Source organism: Streptomyces sp. NPDC041108, assembly GCF_055592645.1.
Genome location: NZ_JBVIYK010000003.1, coordinates 782,411 through 801,048 on the forward strand (window position 1 = coordinate 782,411; position 18,638 = coordinate 801,048).

General features: G+C 72.4%; 17 protein-coding genes and 1 pseudogene. 5 read left to right on the forward strand and 13 right to left on the reverse strand.

From position 1 onward, the window contains the following. Positions 1-96: 96 nt before the first annotated feature. Positions 97-363: a GlsB/YeaQ/YmgE family stress response membrane protein gene (locus ACZ6BB_RS13065; protein ID WP_020113843.1), complete on the reverse strand. Its 267-nt coding sequence runs from the start codon at positions 361-363 to the stop codon at positions 97-99. Between the two features lie 154 nt (positions 364-517). On the opposite strand from ACZ6BB_RS13065, the gene ACZ6BB_RS13070 reads away from it, so the two are divergent. Then, complete coding sequence (locus ACZ6BB_RS13070) at positions 518-1,774, forward strand: APC family permease (RefSeq protein ID WP_471615277.1); 1,257 nt, start codon at positions 518-520, stop codon at positions 1,772-1,774. Positions 1,775-1,802: 28 nt separating this feature from the next. Here ACZ6BB_RS13070 and ACZ6BB_RS13075 read toward each other — a convergent pair whose 3' ends face one another. The 12 genes from ACZ6BB_RS13075 to ACZ6BB_RS13130 form a co-directional block, all read right to left on the reverse strand. Further along, positions 1,803-2,201, reverse strand: coding sequence for a YccF domain-containing protein (locus tag ACZ6BB_RS13075; protein WP_471615278.1), 399 nt, complete (start codon positions 2,199-2,201; stop codon positions 1,803-1,805). Continuing rightward, on the reverse strand, positions 2,198-3,061 hold the full coding sequence (gene htpX / locus ACZ6BB_RS13080; RefSeq protein ID WP_471615279.1) for a zinc metalloprotease HtpX: 864 nt from the start codon (positions 3,059-3,061) through the stop codon (positions 2,198-2,200). The genes ACZ6BB_RS13075 and htpX overlap by 4 nt, the downstream gene beginning before the upstream one ends. 163 nt (positions 3,062-3,224) lie before the next feature. Further along, on the reverse strand, positions 3,225-4,829 hold the full coding sequence (locus ACZ6BB_RS13085) for an NADH-quinone oxidoreductase subunit N (RefSeq protein WP_471615280.1): 1,605 nt from the start codon (positions 4,827-4,829) through the stop codon (positions 3,225-3,227). Beyond that, positions 4,826-6,436: a complex I subunit 4 family protein gene (locus tag ACZ6BB_RS13090; RefSeq protein WP_471615281.1), complete on the reverse strand. Its 1,611-nt coding sequence runs from the start codon at positions 6,434-6,436 to the stop codon at positions 4,826-4,828. The genes ACZ6BB_RS13085 and ACZ6BB_RS13090 overlap by 4 nt, the downstream gene beginning before the upstream one ends. 6 nt (positions 6,437-6,442) lie before the next feature. Beyond that, positions 6,443-8,437 (reverse strand): NADH-quinone oxidoreductase subunit 5 family protein, encoded by a 1,995-nt coding sequence (locus ACZ6BB_RS13095; RefSeq protein WP_471615282.1) that lies wholly within the window; start codon positions 8,435-8,437, stop codon positions 6,443-6,445. After that, a complete protein-coding gene (gene nuoK, locus ACZ6BB_RS13100; RefSeq protein WP_471615283.1) occupies positions 8,434-8,847 on the reverse strand; it encodes an NADH-quinone oxidoreductase subunit NuoK in 414 nt (137 codons plus the stop codon). The genes ACZ6BB_RS13095 and nuoK overlap by 4 nt, the downstream gene beginning before the upstream one ends. After that, positions 8,847-9,533 (reverse strand): NADH-quinone oxidoreductase subunit J family protein, encoded by a 687-nt coding sequence (locus ACZ6BB_RS13105; RefSeq protein WP_471615284.1) that lies wholly within the window; start codon positions 9,531-9,533, stop codon positions 8,847-8,849. Before ACZ6BB_RS13105 ends, nuoK begins: the two co-directional genes overlap by 1 nt. Next, positions 9,530-10,123: a NuoI/complex I 23 kDa subunit family protein gene (locus ACZ6BB_RS13110; protein WP_471615285.1), complete on the reverse strand. Its 594-nt coding sequence runs from the start codon at positions 10,121-10,123 to the stop codon at positions 9,530-9,532. The genes ACZ6BB_RS13105 and ACZ6BB_RS13110 overlap by 4 nt, the downstream gene beginning before the upstream one ends. Before the next feature lie 2 nt (positions 10,124-10,125). After that, the gene (locus ACZ6BB_RS13115; protein ID WP_471615286.1) at positions 10,126-11,094 is read right to left on the reverse strand and encodes a complex I subunit 1/NuoH family protein; all 969 of its coding nucleotides are present in this window, start codon (positions 11,092-11,094) and stop codon (positions 10,126-10,128) included. Further along, positions 11,091-12,527 (reverse strand): NADH-quinone oxidoreductase subunit C, encoded by a 1,437-nt coding sequence (locus ACZ6BB_RS13120; protein WP_471615287.1) that lies wholly within the window; start codon positions 12,525-12,527, stop codon positions 11,091-11,093. The genes ACZ6BB_RS13115 and ACZ6BB_RS13120 overlap by 4 nt, the downstream gene beginning before the upstream one ends. Further along, positions 12,524-13,204 carry an NADH-quinone oxidoreductase subunit B gene (locus ACZ6BB_RS13125; RefSeq protein ID WP_471615288.1) on the reverse strand — a complete coding sequence of 227 codons (681 nt, stop codon included), beginning with the start codon at positions 13,202-13,204 and terminating at the stop codon, positions 12,524-12,526. The genes ACZ6BB_RS13120 and ACZ6BB_RS13125 overlap by 4 nt, the downstream gene beginning before the upstream one ends. Next, on the reverse strand, positions 13,195-13,614 hold the full coding sequence (locus ACZ6BB_RS13130) for an NADH-quinone oxidoreductase subunit A (protein ID WP_471615289.1): 420 nt from the start codon (positions 13,612-13,614) through the stop codon (positions 13,195-13,197). Before ACZ6BB_RS13130 ends, ACZ6BB_RS13125 begins: the two co-directional genes overlap by 10 nt. A gap of 288 nt (positions 13,615-13,902) precedes the next feature. Between ACZ6BB_RS13130 and ACZ6BB_RS13135 the strand changes: the two genes are divergently transcribed. The 4 genes and pseudogenes from ACZ6BB_RS13135 to ACZ6BB_RS13150 form a co-directional block, all read left to right on the forward strand. Next, positions 13,903-15,123, forward strand: coding sequence for a sensor histidine kinase (locus ACZ6BB_RS13135; protein ID WP_471615290.1), 1,221 nt, complete (start codon positions 13,903-13,905; stop codon positions 15,121-15,123). Between the two features lie 191 nt (positions 15,124-15,314). Beyond that, a complete protein-coding gene (locus tag ACZ6BB_RS13140) occupies positions 15,315-16,646 on the forward strand; it encodes a sensor histidine kinase (RefSeq protein ID WP_471615291.1) in 1,332 nt (443 codons plus the stop codon). A 672-nt stretch (positions 16,647-17,318) separates the two neighbouring features. Beyond that, entirely contained in the window at positions 17,319-18,029 is a 711-nt protein-coding gene (locus ACZ6BB_RS13145; RefSeq protein ID WP_471615292.1) for a LuxR C-terminal-related transcriptional regulator, read from the forward strand. A gap of 382 nt (positions 18,030-18,411) precedes the next feature. Next, positions 18,412-18,638 (forward strand): annotated as a pseudogene (locus ACZ6BB_RS13150) (2-oxoacid:acceptor oxidoreductase subunit alpha); the annotation flags it as partial.

Consider the following 18,638-nt stretch of genomic DNA (forward strand, 5'->3'; position numbering starts at 1 on the left):
AGGCCGTACGCGAAGAGGGTGGGCACCCCCGGGCCCGGGGGTGCCCACCCTTTCGTCCGCCCGCCCCGGATCCGTGGCGGCGGACGGTGTGCGTACTCAGCGGCGCGAGTGGCCGAACAGGATGCGGTAGGCGATCAGCAGGACCAGGGAGCCGCCGATCGCGGCCGCCCAGGTGGCGCCGTCGTAGAAGTTCTCGGAGATCGGGCGGTCCAGCCAGCGGGCGGAGATCCAGCCGCCGATGAACGCGCCCGCGACACCGATGAGGGTCGTGCCGATGAAGCCGCCCGGATCCCGGCCCGGCAGCAGGAGTTTGGCGATGGCGCCGGCCAACAGCCCCAGAACGATCCAGCCGATGATGCTCATGCCGTGAACCTGCCCTTTCGTGCCGTACAGCTACTCAAGCCGTGCTGTGTTTCCCCCCACGTACAGGGACCAGGCACCATGCCGTCCTGTCCTGTTGTCCGGGAGGACGTCCGGGCGACATCCGGCGGTTGCGGTGGTCAGTAGGGTGCGGCGCATGACACAGACCGGATCGGGTGCGGAGCTGCGCCGCACGCTCGGGGTGGGGGACGCGGTGGTCGTCGGCCTCGGGTCGATGGTCGGCGCGGGGATCTTCGCCGCGCTGGGGCCGGCCGCGCGCGCGGCCGGGTCGGGGCTGCTGCTCGGGCTCGCGGCCGCCGCCGTCGTGGCGTACTGCAACGCGATGTCGTCGGCGCGGCTGGCGGCCCGCTACCCGGCGTCGGGCGGCACGTACGTGTACGGGCGTGAGCGGCTCGGCGCCTTCTGGGGGTATCTGGCCGGCTGGGCGTTCGTCGTCGGCAAGACGGCCTCGTGCGCGGCGATGGCGCTCACCGTGGGGGCGTACGTGTGGCCGGGGCAGGCGCACGCCGTGGCGGTGACGGCCGTGGTGGCGCTGACGGCGGTGAACTACGGCGGCGTGCAGAAGTCGGCGTGGCTGACGCGGGTGATCGTGGCGGTGGTGCTCGCGGTCCTCGCCGCCGTGGTGGTCGTGTGCCTGGGTTCGGGGGAGGCGGAGGCCGGGCGGCTGGGCGGCGGCGCGTCGGGGGGCGTGGGCGGGGTGCTGCAGGCGGCCGGTCTGCTGTTCTTCGCGTTCGCCGGGTACGCCCGGATCGCGACCCTGGGCGAGGAGGTGCGGGATCCGGTGCGCACGATCCCGCGCGCGATCCCGCTCGCGCTGGGCATCGCGCTGGTCGTGTACGCGGCTGTCGCCGTCGCGGTTCTCGCGGTCCTGGGCTCCGGCGGGCTGGGGCACGCCGCCGCGCCGCTGGCCGACGCGGTGCGGGCGGCCGGAGTGCCGGGGCTGGTGCCCGTGGTGCGGGTGGGGGCCGCGGTGGCCGCGCTCGGGTCGCTGCTGGCGCTCATCCTGGGCGTCTCCCGCACCACCCTCGCCATGGCCCGTGACCGGCATCTGCCGGGCGCCCTGGCCGCCGTGCACCCACGCTTCCAGGTGCCGCACCGGGCGGAACTGGCCGTGGGTGCCGTGGTGGCCGTGCTGGCCGCCACGGCCGACGTCCGGGGCGCGATCGGGTTCTCCTCCTTCGGCGTCCTGGCGTACTACGCGATCGCCAACGCGTCCGCCTGGACGCTGAGTTCGGCGCCCCTCGCGCGCGTGGTGCCGGTGATCGGGCTGGTGGGGTGCGCCGTCCTGGCGTTCGCGCTGCCGGCGTCGTCGGTGGGCGCGGGCGCCGCCGTCCTCGGCGTGGGGGCGGCGGCGTACGGCGTGCGGCGATGGTGGGCGCGGCGCAGCGGCTGAGCGGGGCCGGGGGCCGGGGCGTGCCGGGCTAGAAGCGCTGCTGGGCGAAGGGCTGGTCGGAGCGGACGATCTCGCGGCCCAGGGGCATCAGGGAGACCGGCACGAGCTTGAAGTTGGCGATGCCGAAGGGGATGCCGATGATCGTGACGCAGAGCACGAGGCCCGTGAAGATGTGCGTCAGCGCCAGCCACCAGCCCGCCAGGACCAGCCACAGGATGTTGCCGACGCAGGACGGCGCGCCCGCGTCGCGGCGCTCTACGGCGCTGTACCCGAAGGGCCACAGGGCGTAGACGCCGATGCGGAACGAGGCGATGCCGAACGGGATGCCGATGATCGTGATGCACAGGAGCAAGCCTGCGAACAGGTAGCCGACGAAGAGCCAGAACCCGCTGAGGATCAGCCAGATGATGTTCAGAATGGTCTTCACTGGGGGCGACCTGCCATCTTCTCGAGTCGGGCGATGCGTTCCGCCATCGGCGGATGTGTCGAGAACATCTTGGAGAATCCCTGGCCGGGCCGGAAGGGGTTGGCGATCATCATGTGGCTCGCCGTCTCGAGCCGGGGCTCCGGGGGCAGCGGCAGCTGCTTGGTGCCTGTTTCCAGTTTGCGAAGGGCGCTGGCGAGGGCAAGTGGATCACCGGTGAGGTGGGCGCCGGAGGCGTCCGCCTCGTACTCCCGGGAGCGGCTGACGGCGAGCTGGATGAGGGACGCGGCGAGCGGGCCCAGCAGCATGATCAGCAGCATGCCGAGGAGGCCGGGGCCGTCGTCGTCGTCCGAGCGGCCGATGGGGATCAGCCAGGCGAAGTTCACCAGGAACATGATCACGGAGGCGAGGGCGCCGGCGACCGACGAGATGAGGATGTCCCGGTTGTGGACGTGACTCAGCTCGTGGCCGATGACGCCGCGCAGCTCGCGCTCGTCGAGCAGGCGCAGGATGCCGTCGGTGCAGCACACGGCCGCGTTGCGCGGGTTGCGGCCGGTCGCGAAGGCGTTCGGGGCGTCCGTCGGGGAGATGTACAGGCGTGGCATGGGCTGCCGGGCCTGCATGGAGAGTTCGCGGACCATGCGGTACAGCGCCGGGGCCTCGAACTCGCTGACCGGGCGGGCACGCATCGCGCGTAGAGCCAGTTTGTCGCTGTTCCAGTACGCGTACGCGTTCGTGCCGAGGGCGACGACGACCGCGATGACCAGGCCCATACGGCCGAACAGGCTTCCGATGACGATGATGAGTGCGGACAGTCCCCCGAGGAGTACGGCGGTCCTGAGCCCGTTGTGCCGGCGGTGCACGGTGCGCCCTCCAAGTCGTGCGGCAGGGGAACCCCTTGCTTGCTGGTCGCTGTCGACTCCACCTCTCAGTGGACCTTCCCGTACTGGTCAACGCCAGGCGGGAGGCACTAGTTCCCTTGTGCGCGCGGCCCTGCCGGTGGGCCGTCCGGGTGGGCGGGTCGGCCTAGAAGAGACCGATGCCGGCGAAGCGCAGGACGAGCTGGGGTGCGCCGGACAGGGCGATGCCGACGATTCCGGTCAGGGCGAGGGCTGCGGTCAGGGGCGCCGGGACGCGGTGCGGGCCGGCTGCGCCGGCACCTTCGGCCACGGTCGTGCCCTCGGTGGCGTCCTCGCGGGCGCGGAACAGCAGTGCCGTCCACCGGAGGTAGTAGAAGAGGGCGATCACCACGTTGACGGCCATCACGACGGCCAGCCAGCCGAGGCCCGCGTCGACGGCCGACGAGAAGACGGTGACCTTGGCGAACAGGCCGATGATGCCCGGCGGCAGCCCCGCGAGGCAGAGCAGGAAGAAGGCGAGGAGCAGGGCGGACAGGGGATGCGACGCGTGGAGGCCGCGGTAGTCGCTGACGCGGTTCAGGGTCTTCGTACGGCCGACCAGGGCGGCCACGGCGAAGGCGCCCAGGTTCACCACCGCGTACATCAGGGCGTACGCGACCGTGGAGCCGACGGCCTTCTCGGCGTCCTCGGTGTTGTCGGCGTAGGCGGCCGCCGCGATCGGGACGAGGAGGTAGCCGGCCTGGCCGACGGAGGACCAGGCGAGCAGCCGGACCGCGCTGTACGCGCGCGTGGAGCGCTGCCCGAGAGCGCCCAGGTTGCCCACGGTCATGGTGAGGGCGGCCAGGGCGACGAGGGCGGGGCCCCAGACGTCGGCGTACGACGGCAGGGCGACCACGGTGATCAGGATGAGCCCGGAGAAGCCGACCGCCTTGCCGACGACCGACAGGTAGGCGGCCACGGGCAGGGGGGCGCCGACGTAGGTGTCGGGGACCCAGAAGTGGAAGGGGACGGCGGCGGTCTTGAAGGCGAAGCCGATGAGGGTGAGGACGACGCCGGCCTGCGTGACGGTGTGCAGCTGGGCGTCGACGTTCTGGATGCGGTCGGCGATCTCGGTGAGGTACAGGGTGCCGGTCGTGGCGTAGACGAAGCTGATGCCGAGCAGGCTGACGGCGGTGGCGGTGACGGACGACAGGAAGAACTTCAGGGCGGCCTCGGAGGACCGTCTGTCGCCGAGCCGGATGCCGACGAGGGCGAAGGCGGGCAGGGAGGCGACCTCCAGCGCGACGACCAGGGTCGCGAGGTCGCGGGAGGCGGGCAGTAGCGCCGCGCCCGCAGCGGACGACAGCAGCAGGAACCAGAACTCCCCGGCGGGCAGGGCCTTCCTCTCGTCGTTCAGGGCGGTCATCGACAGCAGGGCGGTGAGGAGGGCGCCGCCGAGGACGAGGAACTGGACGACGAGGGTGAAGCGGTCGGCGCTGTAGCTGCAGACGTCCGGGGAGCCGGTCAGGCAGAAGGTGGCGCGGTCGCCGTCCAGGAGGGGAAGCAGGGCCAGCAGGGCGGCTCCGAGGCCCGCGACGGAGGTCCAGCCGAGCAGCGGCTTCCGCGTCTCGCCCACGAACAGGTCGGCGACGAGCACCGCGAGGCCGACGACCGCGGCGATGGTGGGCGGCGCGATCGCGACCCAGTCGACGGACTGCACGACGGACTCGGCCAGGGTCTGGGCGTGGGCTTGGGCGTGGGCCGGGACCGGCTGCTGGGCCAAGGGGCTCAACGGGTGCCTCCTGCGAGGAGCTGCTGCACGGCCGGATCGGTCAGACCGAGGAGGGCCGCGGGCCAGAGGCCGGCGAGGACGGTGAGGGCGACGAGCGGGGTCCAGGCCGCGAACTCGTACGGCTGTACGTCCGCGAGCCCCGGCCCGTCCTGCGGGTTCCGCGGGTTCTGCGTGTCCGTCGGGGCCTTCGGGACGGCGCCCATGCAGACCCGGCGGACCACGATCAGCAGGTACGCGGCGGTGAGGAGCGTGCCGAACGCGGCGATCGTCATGAAGGTGAGGAAGGCCGGGCGGCTGAGGCCCGCGGCGGGCTCGAACGCGCCGAACAGCGCCAGCATCTCGCCCCAGAACCCGGCGAGTCCCGGCAGCCCGAGGGAGGCGACGGCGGCGAAGGCGAGCAGGCCGCCGAGGCGTGGGGCCCTGCCGTAGAGGGCGGCGCCGGTCTCCTGGGCGAGGGTGTCCAGGTCGGTGGTGCCGGTGCGGTCCTTGAGGGCGCCGACCAGGAAGAACAGCAGGCCGGTGATGAGGCCGTGGGCGATGTTGGCGAACAGGGCCCCGTTCACGCCGGTCGGGGTCATCGTGGCGATGCCGAGGAGCACGAAGCCCATGTGGCCGACGGAGGAGTACGCGATGAGGCGCTTGAGGTCGCCCTTCGCGCCCTGCCTGGCGAGGGCGAGGCAGGCGAGCGAGCCGTAGATGATGCCGACGACCGCGAAGGCGGCGAGGTAGGGCGCGAAGGTGCGGAACCCGTCGGGTGTGATCGGCAGCAGGATGCGGACGAACCCGTAGGTGCCCATCTTCAGCAGGACACCGGCCAGGAGGACCGAGCCGACCGTGGGGGCGGCGGTGTGGGCGTCCGGCAGCCAGCTGTGCAGCGGCCACATCGGGGTCTTGACGGCGAGTCCGATCCCGATGGACAAAGCGGCGACGACCTGCACGGATGTGGTCAGTTCGGGGTGATTGTCAGTGGTGAGTGCCACGATGTCGAAGGTGCCCGCCCTGAGTCCGATCAGGAGCAGGCCCAGCAGCATGACCACGGAACCGAGCAGGGTGTAGAGGATGAACTTCCAGGCGGCTCGTGCGCGTTGCTCACCGCCCCAGCGGGCGATGAGGAAGTACATCGGGATGAGCACCATCTCGAACGCGAGGAAGAACAGCAGCAGATCGAGGACGGCGAAGGTCGCGAGGGTGCCGGACTCCAGGACGAGCACCAGCGCGACGAATGCCTTCGGGGACGGGCCCGTGGGCAGCTTGAAGTAGGAGTAGAGCGCGCAGAGGAAGGTCAGCAGCGCGGTCAGGACCACAAGGGGGAGGGAGATGCCGTCGATGCCGAGGTGGATGCGCACGTCGAGTGCCGGGATCCAGCTGATGTCCGTACTGGCCTGCATCTTCGACGGCTGGTCGTGGTCGAAGCCCAGCGCGAGGACGATCGCGGCGATGAGGACCGCGCCGGTCACGGTGATCCCGTGCCGGAGCACGGCCTGCTCGGGCGACTTCCCCTTCAGCCCCGGCGGGGCCGGCAGGAGAGCGGCGGCGGCACCGATGAGCGGGCCGACGACGATCAACGCCAGAAGGACCTGCATCACGGACTCGTTGATATCGATCACGCCTGCTCACGCTCCCGTGGCGACGACGAGGGCGGCGACCACCAGGACGACGGTGCCGGCGAGCAGCGCGCTCACATAGGTCTGGACGTTGCCGGTCTGGGCCCGGCGGACGGCCGCGCCCAGCAGACGGGGCAGGGCGCCCGCGCCGCTCACATAGGTGTCGACGACCTCGCGGTCGAGGAACCGGACGAGACTCGCGCCGGCCTGGACCGGACGGACGAAGAGGGCCGCGTAGACGGCGTCGAGATGGAAGCCGGCGGCGGCATGGCGGTGCAGCGGGCCGAGCAGACGGCGGCCCGGGTCCGCCGGGTCGGGTGCCGAGGCCACGTCCCCGTAGGCGGGGGTGTGGCCGGCGATGGCCTCCGCCTCGACCGTGCCGGCGTCCGCCTCCGGATGGGCGGCGACGGCGCCCAGGGGGACGCGGGCCGCCTCGGGCCGGGTGGACCGCCAGGCCGCGTACGTCAGCAGGGCGCCGATCAGGGCGGCGCCCGTGCCGAGGACGGACGTGGTCAGGGTGGGGGCCAGGCCGTCGCCGTCGAACCAGTCGGGGAGCCTGCCGTAGGCGAACCCGCCGAGGGCGAGCGACGGAACGGCCAGCACCCACAGCACGACGGTCATCGTGCGGGGCTCTCGGCCGTGGTCGGGGGCCTCGGTGCCCTTGCCGTGGAAGGCGAGCAGCCACAGCCGGGTGGCGTACGCGGCGGTGAGCAGGGCCGTGGCGACACCGGCGACGAGGACGGTCCAGCCGGCGGCGCCGGGGACGGGCTGGGCGTGGCCGCCGGCGGCGTGCTCGGCGGCTCCGAGGACGGACTCCTTGGAGAAGAAGCCGCTGAAGGGCGGGATCGCGGCGAGCGCGAGCAGTGCCACGGTCATCGTCCAGAAGGCGTCGGGGACGCGGGCGCGCAGGTGGCTCATGCGGGACATGGCGGCCAGGGAGTTGGTGCCGGCGGCGTGGATGGTCACGCCTGCCGCGAGGAACAGCAGCGCCTTGAAGGCGCCGTGGGAGATGAGGTGGAACACGGCGGCACCGCGGTCGCCGACGGCGAGGGCGCCGGTCATGTAGCCGAGCTGACCCATCGTCGAATAGGCGAGGACGCGCTTGATGTCGTCCTGGGCGAGCGCGGCGAGGGCCGAGCCGGTCATGGTCACCGCGGCCATGACGGCGAGGACGACCAGGGCCGCCGAGGAGGCGGCGAACACCGGGAGGAGGCGGGCGACGAAGTAGACACCGGCGGCGACCATCGTCGCGGCGTGGATCAGCGCGGAGACGGGCGTCGGGCCCGCCATCGCGTCCGGGAGCCAGGTGTGGAGCGGGAACTGCGCCGACTTGCCCGCGACACCGGCCAGGAGCAGCAGGGCGATCGGGGTCGGGTGGTCGAGGCCGCCTTCGGCGACGGTCGCCAGGATCCGGGTGATCCGGAACGACCCGGCGTCGGTGGCGAGGGCGAACAGACCGATCAGGAAGGGGACGTCGCCGAGCTTCGTGACCAGGAAGGCCTTGAGGGAGGCGGCGCGGGCCTCCGGGGTCTCCCAGTAGTGGCCGACCAGGAAGTACGAGCAGATGCCCATGATCTCCCAGCCGACCAGGAGCACCATCAGGTCGCCCGAGTAGACGACGAGGAGCATCGCGGAGGTGAAGAGGGAGACGAGGGCGGCGTAGGAGGGGTAGCGCGGGTCGTCGCGGAGGTAGCCCGTCGAGTAGATCTGCACACAGGTGGCGACGAGGCCGACCAGGACGGCGACGAGGGCGGCGAAGCCGTCGATGTACAGGGCGAGGTCGATCGGGACCGAGCCGGTCGGGGTGAGCCGGGTGGCGGCGTCGACCGCGGCGGCACCGCCCTGGCGTACGGCGACCAGGACGGCGAGGGCGAAGGCCGTGAGGGTCGGGAGTACGGCGAGGGGGCGGACGAAGCCGGGGGCGGTGCGGCCGAGGAGCAGGCCGGCGGCGGCACCGAGGAACGGGAGGAGGGGGACGAGGACGGCGAGGGTGGTCGTGCTCACGTGGTGGCCTCAGCCTTCTCGCTCCGCTCGGGGCGGCCGGGGGCCTCGGCTTCGGCTAGGTCCTCGGGGCCGTCGGGGCCGGCGGGCTCGTGGCCCTCGGCGGTGTCGCGGAGCTTGTCGATGTCGGCGGTGCCGCGGTTGCGGTGGACGGCGAGCACGATCGCCAGGCCGATGCCGATCTCGGCGGCGGCGATGGTGATCGTGAACAGGGTCAGGGCCTGGCCCGAGTGGAGGGTCTCCTCGGCGGCCTTGCTCAGCCAGACGTCGAAGGCGACGAGGTTGAGGTTGACGGCGTTGAGCATCAGCTCGACGGACATCAGCACGAGGATCGCGTTGCGGCGGGCGAGGACGCCGTAGAGGCCGGTGCAGAAGAGGAGGGCGGAGAGGACGACCGGGTAGGCGAGGTGCATCAGCGGGCACCTCCGTCGGCGGACTTGGGGACCGTGGGGTTCGCGGGGGCCGCGGGGTTCGCGGGGGCCGCAGAAGGCGCGTCGGCCTTCGCCTTGCGGGAGAGGACGATCGCGCCGACCAGGGCGGCGAGGAGGAGGACGGAGAGGGCCTCGAAGGGGAGCACCCAGTTCTGGAAGAGGCTCTCGCCGGTGGCCTCGGTGGAGCCGGCGGCCGGGCCGTCGAGGTCGATCCAGGTGGTGCGGAAGGCGTCGACGACGACCCAGACGAGGGCGGCGGCCGAGGCGACGGCCACGGTGAGGGCGGCCCAGCGGTTGCCGGAGTCGGCGTCCGGGGAGCGGCCGATGGGGGCCTTGGTGAGCATCAGACCGAAGAGGAGGAGGACGACGACGGAACCGACGTAGATGAGGACCTGCACCCAGGCGATGAACTCGGCGGTGAGCAGGAGGTACTCGACGGCGAGCCCGCCGAGCGCCACCACCAGCCACAGGGCGGCGTGCACGAGCTGCCGGGTGGTGACGGTGACGATCGCGGCGCCGAAGGTGACCAGGCCGACGAGGAGGAAGGCGATCTCGACGCCGGTCGGGGAGAGGAAGCCGCGGGTCTCGACGGCGGCCAGGGCGGAGGCGGCCAGCGTGGGGTCCGTCGTGGTGGCGGCGGTGGCGGCGGTGGCTGCGACGAGGCTCACGCGTCTCCCCCTGCGGTCGGCGGTTCGGGGTTCTCGGTCGGTGCGGCTCCGCCCGTCTCGGCGGCCTGGGCGGTCGCCAGTTTCTCGGCGGTCTTGCGGGCGGCGGCCAGTTCCTTGGGTTCCTCGGCCGAGGGGTCCAGGGGTGGTGGGGAGGGGACGGTCCACATCCACTCGCGGAGCTTGTCGCGCTCGTGGGTGAGCTCGTGGATGTCGGTCTCGGCGTACTCGAACTCCGGGGACCAGAAGAGGGCGTCGAAGGGGCAGACCTCGATGCAGATACCGCAGTACATGCAGAGGGAGAAGTCGATGGCGAAGCGGTCGAGGACGTTGCGGCTGCGTTCGCGGCCGCCGGGGGCGGCGGGCGGGACCGTCTCCTTGTGGGAGTCGATGTAGATGCACCAGTCCGGGCACTCGCGGGCGCACAGCATGCAGACCGTGCAGTTCTCCTCGAAGAGCCCGATGACGCCACGGGTGCGGGGCGGGAGTTCGGGCTGGACGTCCGGGTACTGCTCGGTGACGGTCTTCCTCGTCATCGTGCGGAGGGTGACGGCCAGGCCCTTGGCGAGGCCGGAGCCGGGGAAGGGGGCCATGGTTACCGGATCACCACCTTGACGACGCCGGTGAGGGCGATCTGGGCGAGGGAGAGGGGGACGAGAAGGGTCCAGGAGAGCTTCTGGAGCTGGTCCTCGCGCAGCCGGGGGTAGGTCACGCGGAGCCAGATGACCACGAAGGCGAGGACGGCGGTCTTCAGGAGGGTCCAGACCCAGCCGAGGCCGTCTGCACCCCAGGGGCCGTGCCAGCCGCCGAGGAAGAGGACGGTGGTCAGACCGCACAGGACGACGATGCCGGCGTACTCGGCGAGGAGGAACAGGGCGAAGCGGAGGCCGGTGTACTCGGTGTAGGCGCCGAAGATGATCTCCGAGTCGGCGACGGGCATGTCGAAGGGCGGGCGCTGGAGTTCAGCGAGGCCGGCGACGAAGAAGACGATCGCGCCGACGATCTGCCAGGGGAGCCACCACCACTCGAAGGCGTCCACGATGCCGACGAGGGAGACCGTGCCGGCCGCCATCGCCACCGAGGCGGCGGTGAGCAGCATCGGGAGTTCGTAGGCGAGGAGCTGGGCGGCGGTGCGGAGGCCGCCGAGGAGGGAGAACTTGTTGGCGGAGGCCCACCCGGCCATGAGCGAGCCGAGGACGCCGACGCCCATCACCGCGAGGACGAAGAAGACGCCGGCGTCGATGACCTCGCCGACGGCGCCCTCGCCGGGGCCGATCGGGATGGCGAGGAGGACGAGCAGGTACGGCAGGAGGGCCACGGCCGGGGCGAGCTGGAAGACGCGGCGGTCGGCTCCGGCCGGGACGATGTCTTCCTTCTGGGCGAACTTCACGCCGTCCGCGACGAGTTGGGCCCAGCCGTGGAAGCCGCCGGCGTACATGGGGCCGAGGCGGCCCTGCATGTGGGCCATCACCTTGTGCTCGGTCTGGCCGATGATCAGCGGGAAGGTGAGGAAGACGACGAAGACGATGAGGAGTCTCAGGGCGACGTCCAGAGCGTCGTTCACTGCGAGCCTCCCGTGGGGGGTTCGGGGTCAGGGGTGTCGCGGGGGGTGCCTTCGGTGGGGGTGCCGTTGCCCCCGTCGTCCCCGTTGCCCCCGTTGTCCTGGGGCGCGTCATCGGTGGCGGTGCCGGGCGGCTCGGGCTGGGCCTTCGGCTCGGGCTGGGCCTTCGGCTCGGGCTCGTCCTGCGGGTCGGGCTGTTGCTCGGGGGCGTCGAAGGCCGGGCGGGCGTGGTGCCAAGGGGCGTCCGTGCTGCGGGGGGCGGGCCGGGTGGGGCGGGGCTGCGGCGCGGGCTCGGCGGGGCCGGGGGCTGCGTCCGGGGCCCCTTCGCGCCGGCTCGCCGAGCCCCCTGAAGCGCTGCGGGCACGGCGCGGCCCGGCAGGAGACGTCCGCTCGGCGGGGGCGGTCCCTGAGCGGGGGGCGGTCCCGGAGCCGGAGGTGGGCTGCGGGTCGGAGGCGGCCCGGGTCTCAGCCGTGGAGTGCTCCTGCGAGGTGGGGCGTTCACCGGCGGCGGGCCGGGCCTCGGGAGCGTCGGGCCCGGCCGGGGAGGGCTGGGTCCGGTCAGGCTGGGCGCGCTGCGTGGCAGACCCCTCGCTCGCGCCGCGCGCACGGCGCGGCGTCGTGGGGCTGCCGCTCGCGTCCGGTGCCGGGGCGGCAGCCGTCCGGCCGGCGGAGCCCTCGGCCGCCGAACGGGCGCGTCGCGGGGAAACCGGCGTACCCGAAGCGTCCGGTGCCGGGGCGGCAGCCGTCCGGCCCGCAGCCGTCTGGCCCGCCGAGCCCTCGGCCGCGGTGCGGGTGCGGCGGGGTGGGCGGTCGGCGGGTGGGCGGGCGGTGCCTCGGGCGGGGCGGGTCGGAGCCGGGGGGAGCTGGCCCTTGAGGGGGCCCCATTCGTTGGGGTCGGGGACGCCGGGGGGAAGCATCTGGCGGCGTTTGGGGCCACCGTGTGCCGCGCCCGCCGCGGGCTCCCCGGGCTCCTTGGCCCCGGGCCAGGCCTTGGCCACGCGGGCGGCGAGGACGAAGTCCTTGCGGAGGGGGTGGCCCTCGAAGTTCTCGGGAAGGAGGAGGTGGTCCAGGGCGGGGTGGCCCTCGAAGCGGACGCCGAACATCTCGTGGGTCTCGCGTTCATGCCAGGCCGCGCCGGCGTAGATGCCGACGGCGGTCGGCAGGACCGGGGACTCGTGGGGGACCGTCGTGCGCAGGAGCAGGCGGCGGACCGGGGCCAGGGCCACCACGTGCGCCGCCACACGGAAGCCCGTGCCCGGTTCGTCGACCGCGCTCAGCCAGTCGAAGTAGGTGCAGCCCAGGGTGGAGCGGGCCGTGCGCAGCGCCTCGGTCCAGGATGCGGACGGGACGTCCACGGTGAGGACGCTGTACGACTCCTCGGCGGTGGCCTCCGGGCCGAAGAGTTCCTCGGCGGGGGCGGGCAGCCAGCCGGTCACTTGTCCCCCACTTCGGTGGTGCCGCCGGTGGTCGTCCCGGCGCCGGTGGCGAGGGCGGGCGGCTTCACCAGGCCGCTCTGCAGGGCCGCCGTCGACGGGCCGGCCTCCGCAGCGGGGCCGCCGCCGGTGCCGTACCGCTCCCTCAGGGACTCCCGGGCGATCTTCTCCTGGAGTTTCAGGATGCCCTGGAGCAGGGCCTCGGGGCGGGGCGGGCAGCCGGGGACGTAGACGTCGACGGGGATGATCTGGTCGACGCCCTTGGTGACGGAGTAGGAGTCCCAGTAGGGGCCGCCGCAGTTGCTGCAGGCGCCGAAGGAGATGACGTACTTCGGTTCCGGCATCTGTTCGTACAGGCGCTTCACCGCCGGGGCCATCTTGTCCGTGACCGTGCCCGACACCACCATCAGGTCGGCCTGGCGCGGGCCCGGCGCGAACGGGATGACGCCGAGGCGGATGAAGTCGTGGCGGGCCATGGACGCGGCGATGAACTCGATCGCGCAGCAGGCGAGGCCGAAGTTGAAGACCCAGAGGGAGTAACGGCGCCCCCAGTTGAGGATCACCTTCATCGGCTCCGGGGCGAGCCGGGCGAGGGCGCCCAGCCGCTTCGGCTCCGGGAGGAGGACGGGCCCCGGGGCGTCCGCCGCCTCCGATGGGTTCGTTTCTGGGGTCACGTCCATGTCAGGACGCCCTTCTTGTAGGCGTAGAGCAGGCCCACGGCGAGGAAACCGAGGAAGACGAACATCTCGACCAGGGTCGTCGCGCCGTAGCCGGGATCCGCGAAGACCGTCGCCCAGGGGAAGAGGAAGATCGAGTCGATGGCGAAGATGACGTAGAGGAAGGCGTAGACGTAGTAGCGGACCTGGGTGTGGGCCCAGCCCTCGCCGACGGGGTCGACGCCGCACTCGTACGTCAGGAGCTTCTCCCGGGTGGGGACGTCGGGGCGCAGCAGACGTCCCGCGCCGAAGGCGACGGCGACGAAGAGCACGCCCACGGCGGCGAGCAGCCCGACCATCGAGTAGGACTGGAAGTAGTCCGCCGCGACGGCGACGGTCGGCTGCGCCGCTACGGCGACGGTCGGTTCCGGCACGTCCGTCCCTCGCTCCCTGGCCAGGCGATTCGTACGTACGCGCTGCGGACGCCGTACGTGCTTCGCTGTTCGACGATCTGTACGCACGGGAGTCTAGGCCCTGCTAAAGAGACCGTAAGCAGCCCGTCACGGGTGGGTGCTCCCGAGTGCCCGGCCGGCCGGGCGGGACGAGGCGTGGGGAGAGAGAGCGGGATGGGGCAGGACGGGGTGGGGTGGGGTTTTCCCCAGGGCGGCCGGGGCGGTCCGCCTCATGGCGCGGAGCCGGGGCGGGCGGGCAGGGTGGAGGGCATGACCGCATCCCCATCCTCCGGCTCCGGGCGGCCGTACGGTCGTCCGCTGCCCTCCAGTCAGACGCCGTCGGAGCCGTTGCCGCCGGCACGGTTCGCCTTCGGGGGACAGACGTGGCGGGAGATCGCGCATCTGCTGGCGAACCTGCCCTGCGCGCTGATCGGGTTCGTGTACGTGACGACGGTGCTGTTCACCAGCGCCTTCCTGACGTTGACGGTGATCGGTTTTCCGCTGCTCGCCGCCGCGCTGATGGGGGCCCGGCAGCTGGGACGGCTGGAGCGGATGCGGGCGCGGGGGCTGCTGCGGGTGCGGGTGGACGAGCCGAGTCCACTGCCGTTCCGGGGCGGCAGCCGGCGGGCGGACGAGGGGTTCGTCGCGCAGGTGTGGATGAGCGTGAAGGATCCCGTCGGCTGGCGTTCGATGCTGTACGAGCTGATCCGGATGCCGTGGGCCGTCGCGACGTTCGTCATCACCCTCACGGGGCTGTTCGTGGCGTGGCCGGTGCTGCCGTACATCGTGCGGGGGCTGACGAACGTGGACCGGGCGATGGTGCGGTCGCTGTTGTCGCCGTCCGACGAGCTGGAGCGGCGGATCGCGGAGCTGGAGTCCGACCGGGGGGTCGTGGTCGACACGGCCGCGGCCGACATGCGGCGGATCGAGCGGGATCTGCACGACGGGGCGCAGGCCCGGCTGGTGAATCTGGCGATGGGGCTCGGGCTGGCCAAGGAGAAGCTGCTGGAGGATCCCGACGCGGCCGCCTCGATGGTGGAGGAGGCGCACGGGGAGGTGAAGCTGGCGCTGCAGGAACTGCGGGACCTCGCGCGGGGGATCCATCCGGCCGTGCTGACGGACCGGGGGCTCGACGCGGCGCTCTCGTCGGTCGCCTCGCGCTGTACCGCGCCGGTGAAGGTGAGCGTCGATCTGGCGGCGCGGCCTGCCGCCGCGATCGAGGGCATCGCGTACTTCACCGTGTCCGAGCTGCTGCAGAACATCAGTAAGCACAGCGGGGCCAAGGCTGCCTCGGTGGATGTCTGGCGGTCCGACGACCGGCTGCTGATCCAGGTGTGGGACGACGGGCGAGGGGGCGCGCGGCTCGACGGAGGGAGCGGGATCGCCGGGCTGGCGGAGCGACTCGACGCGGTCGACGGGGTGTTCGTGATCGAGTCGCCGGTGGGCGGGCCCACGACGGTGACCGCGGAGCTGCCCTGGCGGGGGCGGTAGGTCGGAACCGCGGAAGTGTGAGGGGCGCCCACGGCCGGTCGTGGGCGCCCCTTCGGTGTGAGCGGGTCCGGGAGGGTGGGGAAAACCCCCGTACCGAGACGCCGACCCGCTCCATGGTTCCGGCGGGCGGGGGCGAGGAGGGTGGAGGTACGACATCGGGAGTGCGGGACCAGCGGAGGCGGGCGACGGTGATGGCCACGGAGTACGGGGACGGGTACGGGAGTTGGGGCGAGGAGCGGCGGCACCGGCTGCCGGCCGGTTTGCGGGCGCCGGTCGAGGCGCGCAGCTGGCGGGAGTTCGGGTACGTGCTGCTGGGGCTGCCGATCGGGATCCTGCTGTTCACGTACGCCGTGACGATGGTGTCGGTCGGCGCGGGGCTGCTCGTCACCTTCCTCGGGGTCCCGGTGCTGGCGGCGGGGCTGGTCGGGTGCCGGGGGTTCGGCGCGCTGGAGCGCGCGCGGGCGCGGGCCCTGCTCGGGGCGGAGGTGTCGGCGCCGGAGCCGCTGCGTCCGAAGGGGCGCGGGGCGATGGCGTGGATGGGTGCCGTGCTGCGCAGCGGGTCCTCGTGGCGGCAGCTGCTGTACGCGGTGATCCAGTTCCCGTGGTCGGTGTTCTCGTTCGTCGTGGCGGTGACCTTCTGGACGTACGGGTGGGCGATGCTGACGTATCCCCTGTGGTTCTGGGTGTTCCCGGTGTGGGCCGGGCAGGACGGGCTGCAGTTGTACGGGGACGAGACGCACTCCGTGTATCTCGACAACCCGTTCGAGGTGACCATGACCGCGCTGGTCGGGCTGCTGTTCACGATGGCCTCGCCGTGGATCGTGCGGGGCCTGACGTCGGTCGACCGGGTGATGGTGGGCGCGCTGCTCGGCCCGTCGCGGCTGGGTGCGCGGGTCGTGGAGCTGGAGTCGGACCGGGGCGTCGTGGTCGACACGGCCGCTGCCGATCTGCGACGGATCGAGCGCGATCTGCACGACGGGGCGCAGGCCCGGCTGGTGGCGCTGGCCATGGATCTGGGGCTGGCGAAGGAGAAGCTGGCGGAGGATCCCCGGGCGGCGGCCGTGATGGTGGACTCGGCGCACGGTGAGGTGAAGACGGCGCTCCAGGAGCTGCGGGACCTCGCGCGGGGCATCCATCCCGCCGTGCTGACGGACCGGGGGCTCGACGCGGCGCTCTCGTCGGTCGCCTCGCGGTGCACGGTGCCGGTGGTGGTGGACGTGGACCTGCCGGCGCGACCGGTGCCGGCGATCGAGGGCATCGCGTACTTCACCGTCTCCGAGCTGCTGCAGAACGTCAGCAAGCACGCGGGGGCCTCGCGGGCGACGGTGGATGTGTGGAAGGTCGAGAACCGGCTGATGCTCCAGGTCGCCGACGACGGCGTGGGCGGCGCCGACACCGGACGCGGCTCCGGCCTCGCGGGACTCGCCGAACGGATCGGAGCGGTCGACGGCATCCTGGTCGTCGACTCCCCGGCCGGCGGCCCGACCCGGGTGACGGCGGAGCTGCCGTGGCGGGCGGTCTGACCCGGGGATGACGGCGGAGCTGCCCTGGCGGGCGACCTGACGGAGGGCGGGCGGGCATCAGGGCGTGTGCGGGGGCAAGGTTGTGGGGGCGTTGAGGGCCTGGTCCGGGCATGACACGCGGGGCTGGGGGCGAGGCTCGGGGGCCAGGCCCGAGGAGCGCGGAGCGAGGCGCAAGGCGCAAGGCGCAACGGGCAGCAGGCAGCGCGGGGCGAGGCGCAAGGCACGAGGCACAAGGCACGAGGCACGAGGCACGAGGCACAACGGGTGGGCAACGCGGGGCGATGACGATCGGCTGAAGGCAGCCGAGGTGGCCCGCAAGAGCAGATGGTTGCGGCGGGGGTCCCGCGAAAGGCGGGGCGGCCCGGCAGGCGCGTCCAGGGGTATCCGCCCTGGGCGCGCTTCCGTGTTCTTTCCCGTCCCCTTGCCTGCCCTCTTCCCGTCCTCCTTACTTCCTCCTCCCGACCGCCCGACCTCCCGACCTCCCGCCCTCCCGACCTCCCGTCCTCCCCCGGCCCCACCCCTTCTCCAGACGGACCGGCACCCCGCCACCCGGGGCGACGGTGACATTCGGCCAGTTGTCCGATGTTCCTGACCTGAATCCCTGCTCTGTGCGGAGCCCAGGGGTCCCGATGCTGAAATGCTGGGGGCTGTCGTACGGGGCGGGCCCGGAGCATGGGCCGGTCGGCGGCGGGTGTCGTGGGGGGACGAGGCGTGGAGGACAGGGTGCGGGTGGTCATCGCCGAGGATTCGGTGCTGTTGCGCGAGGGGCTGACGCGGCTGCTGACCGACCGGGGACACGACGTCGTGGCGGGGGTAGGGGACGGGAACGCCCTGATCAAGACGATCACGGAGTTCGCGGCGCAGGGAGACCTGCCGGACGTGGTCGTGGCGGACGTACGGATGCCTCCGACGCACACCGACGAAGGCGTACGGGCCGCCGTACAGCTGCGGAAGCAGCATCCGGAGCTGGGGGTGCTCGTCCTGTCCCAGTACGTGGAGGAGCGCTACGCCACCGAACTGCTCGCGGGGTCCAGTCGCGGCGTCGGGTACCTGCTGAAGGACCGGGTGGCCGAGGTCCGGGAGTTCGTGGACGCGGTGGTCCGGGTGGCGCGGGGCGGTACGGCGCTGGACCCGGAGGTGGTCGCGCAGCTGCTCGGGCGGAGCCGGAAGCAGCACGTGCTCGCGGGGCTCACCCCCAGGGAGCGTGAGGTGCTGGGGCTGATGGCGGAGGGGCGGACCAACTCGGCGATCGCCCGGCAACTGGTCGTGAGCGACGGAGCCGTCGAGAAGCACGTGAGCAACATCTTCCTGAAGCTCGGGCTGTCCCAGAGCGACGGGGACCACCGGCGTGTGCTGGCGGTGCTCACCTACCTCAATTCATGATCCTCTGACACTGTGTCAGGAAGTGGTCGGGGCGGCCACGCCGGGCGGTCGCACGCGGCGGTGACGCGGGCCGTGCCGCTCACCCACCCCGCCACTCCACCACTCCGCCGCTCCCGCCCCACCCTCGCCGCCTTCCCCGTTCCTCGCTCACCGATCGCCCCTCGCCGTCCGGTTCGAGAACCACCCACCGGGCAGTGCGCGTCTCCGGAGGAAGTGACACGGGCGGGTAAATCATGACAAGTCAGGTCGTAGAGGAGCGGCAAAACAACGTCCATCAGGCGAAAGAGCAAGGGAAGGTCACCCTTGCCGACGTAGGGTTGTTCTTGGGAGGGCCGGCGGGACGGCCGTTCCCGGACAGCCGCCCCGAGGGAGGTCCAGTTCAGTGACCAGCCAGGTCAGCAGCCCAGCAGAGCAGGCCGACGAGGCCGCTCTGGGAGAACTGAGAGAACAGCGCAAACCGGCGGGGACGAAGAACGTCCGCCGACTCGATCGGGTGATCATCCGGTTCGCCGGAGATTCCGGTGACGGGATGCAGCTCACGGGTGACCGTTTCACCTCCGAGACGGCGTCGTTCGGGAACGACCTCTCCACCCTGCCGAACTTCCCCGC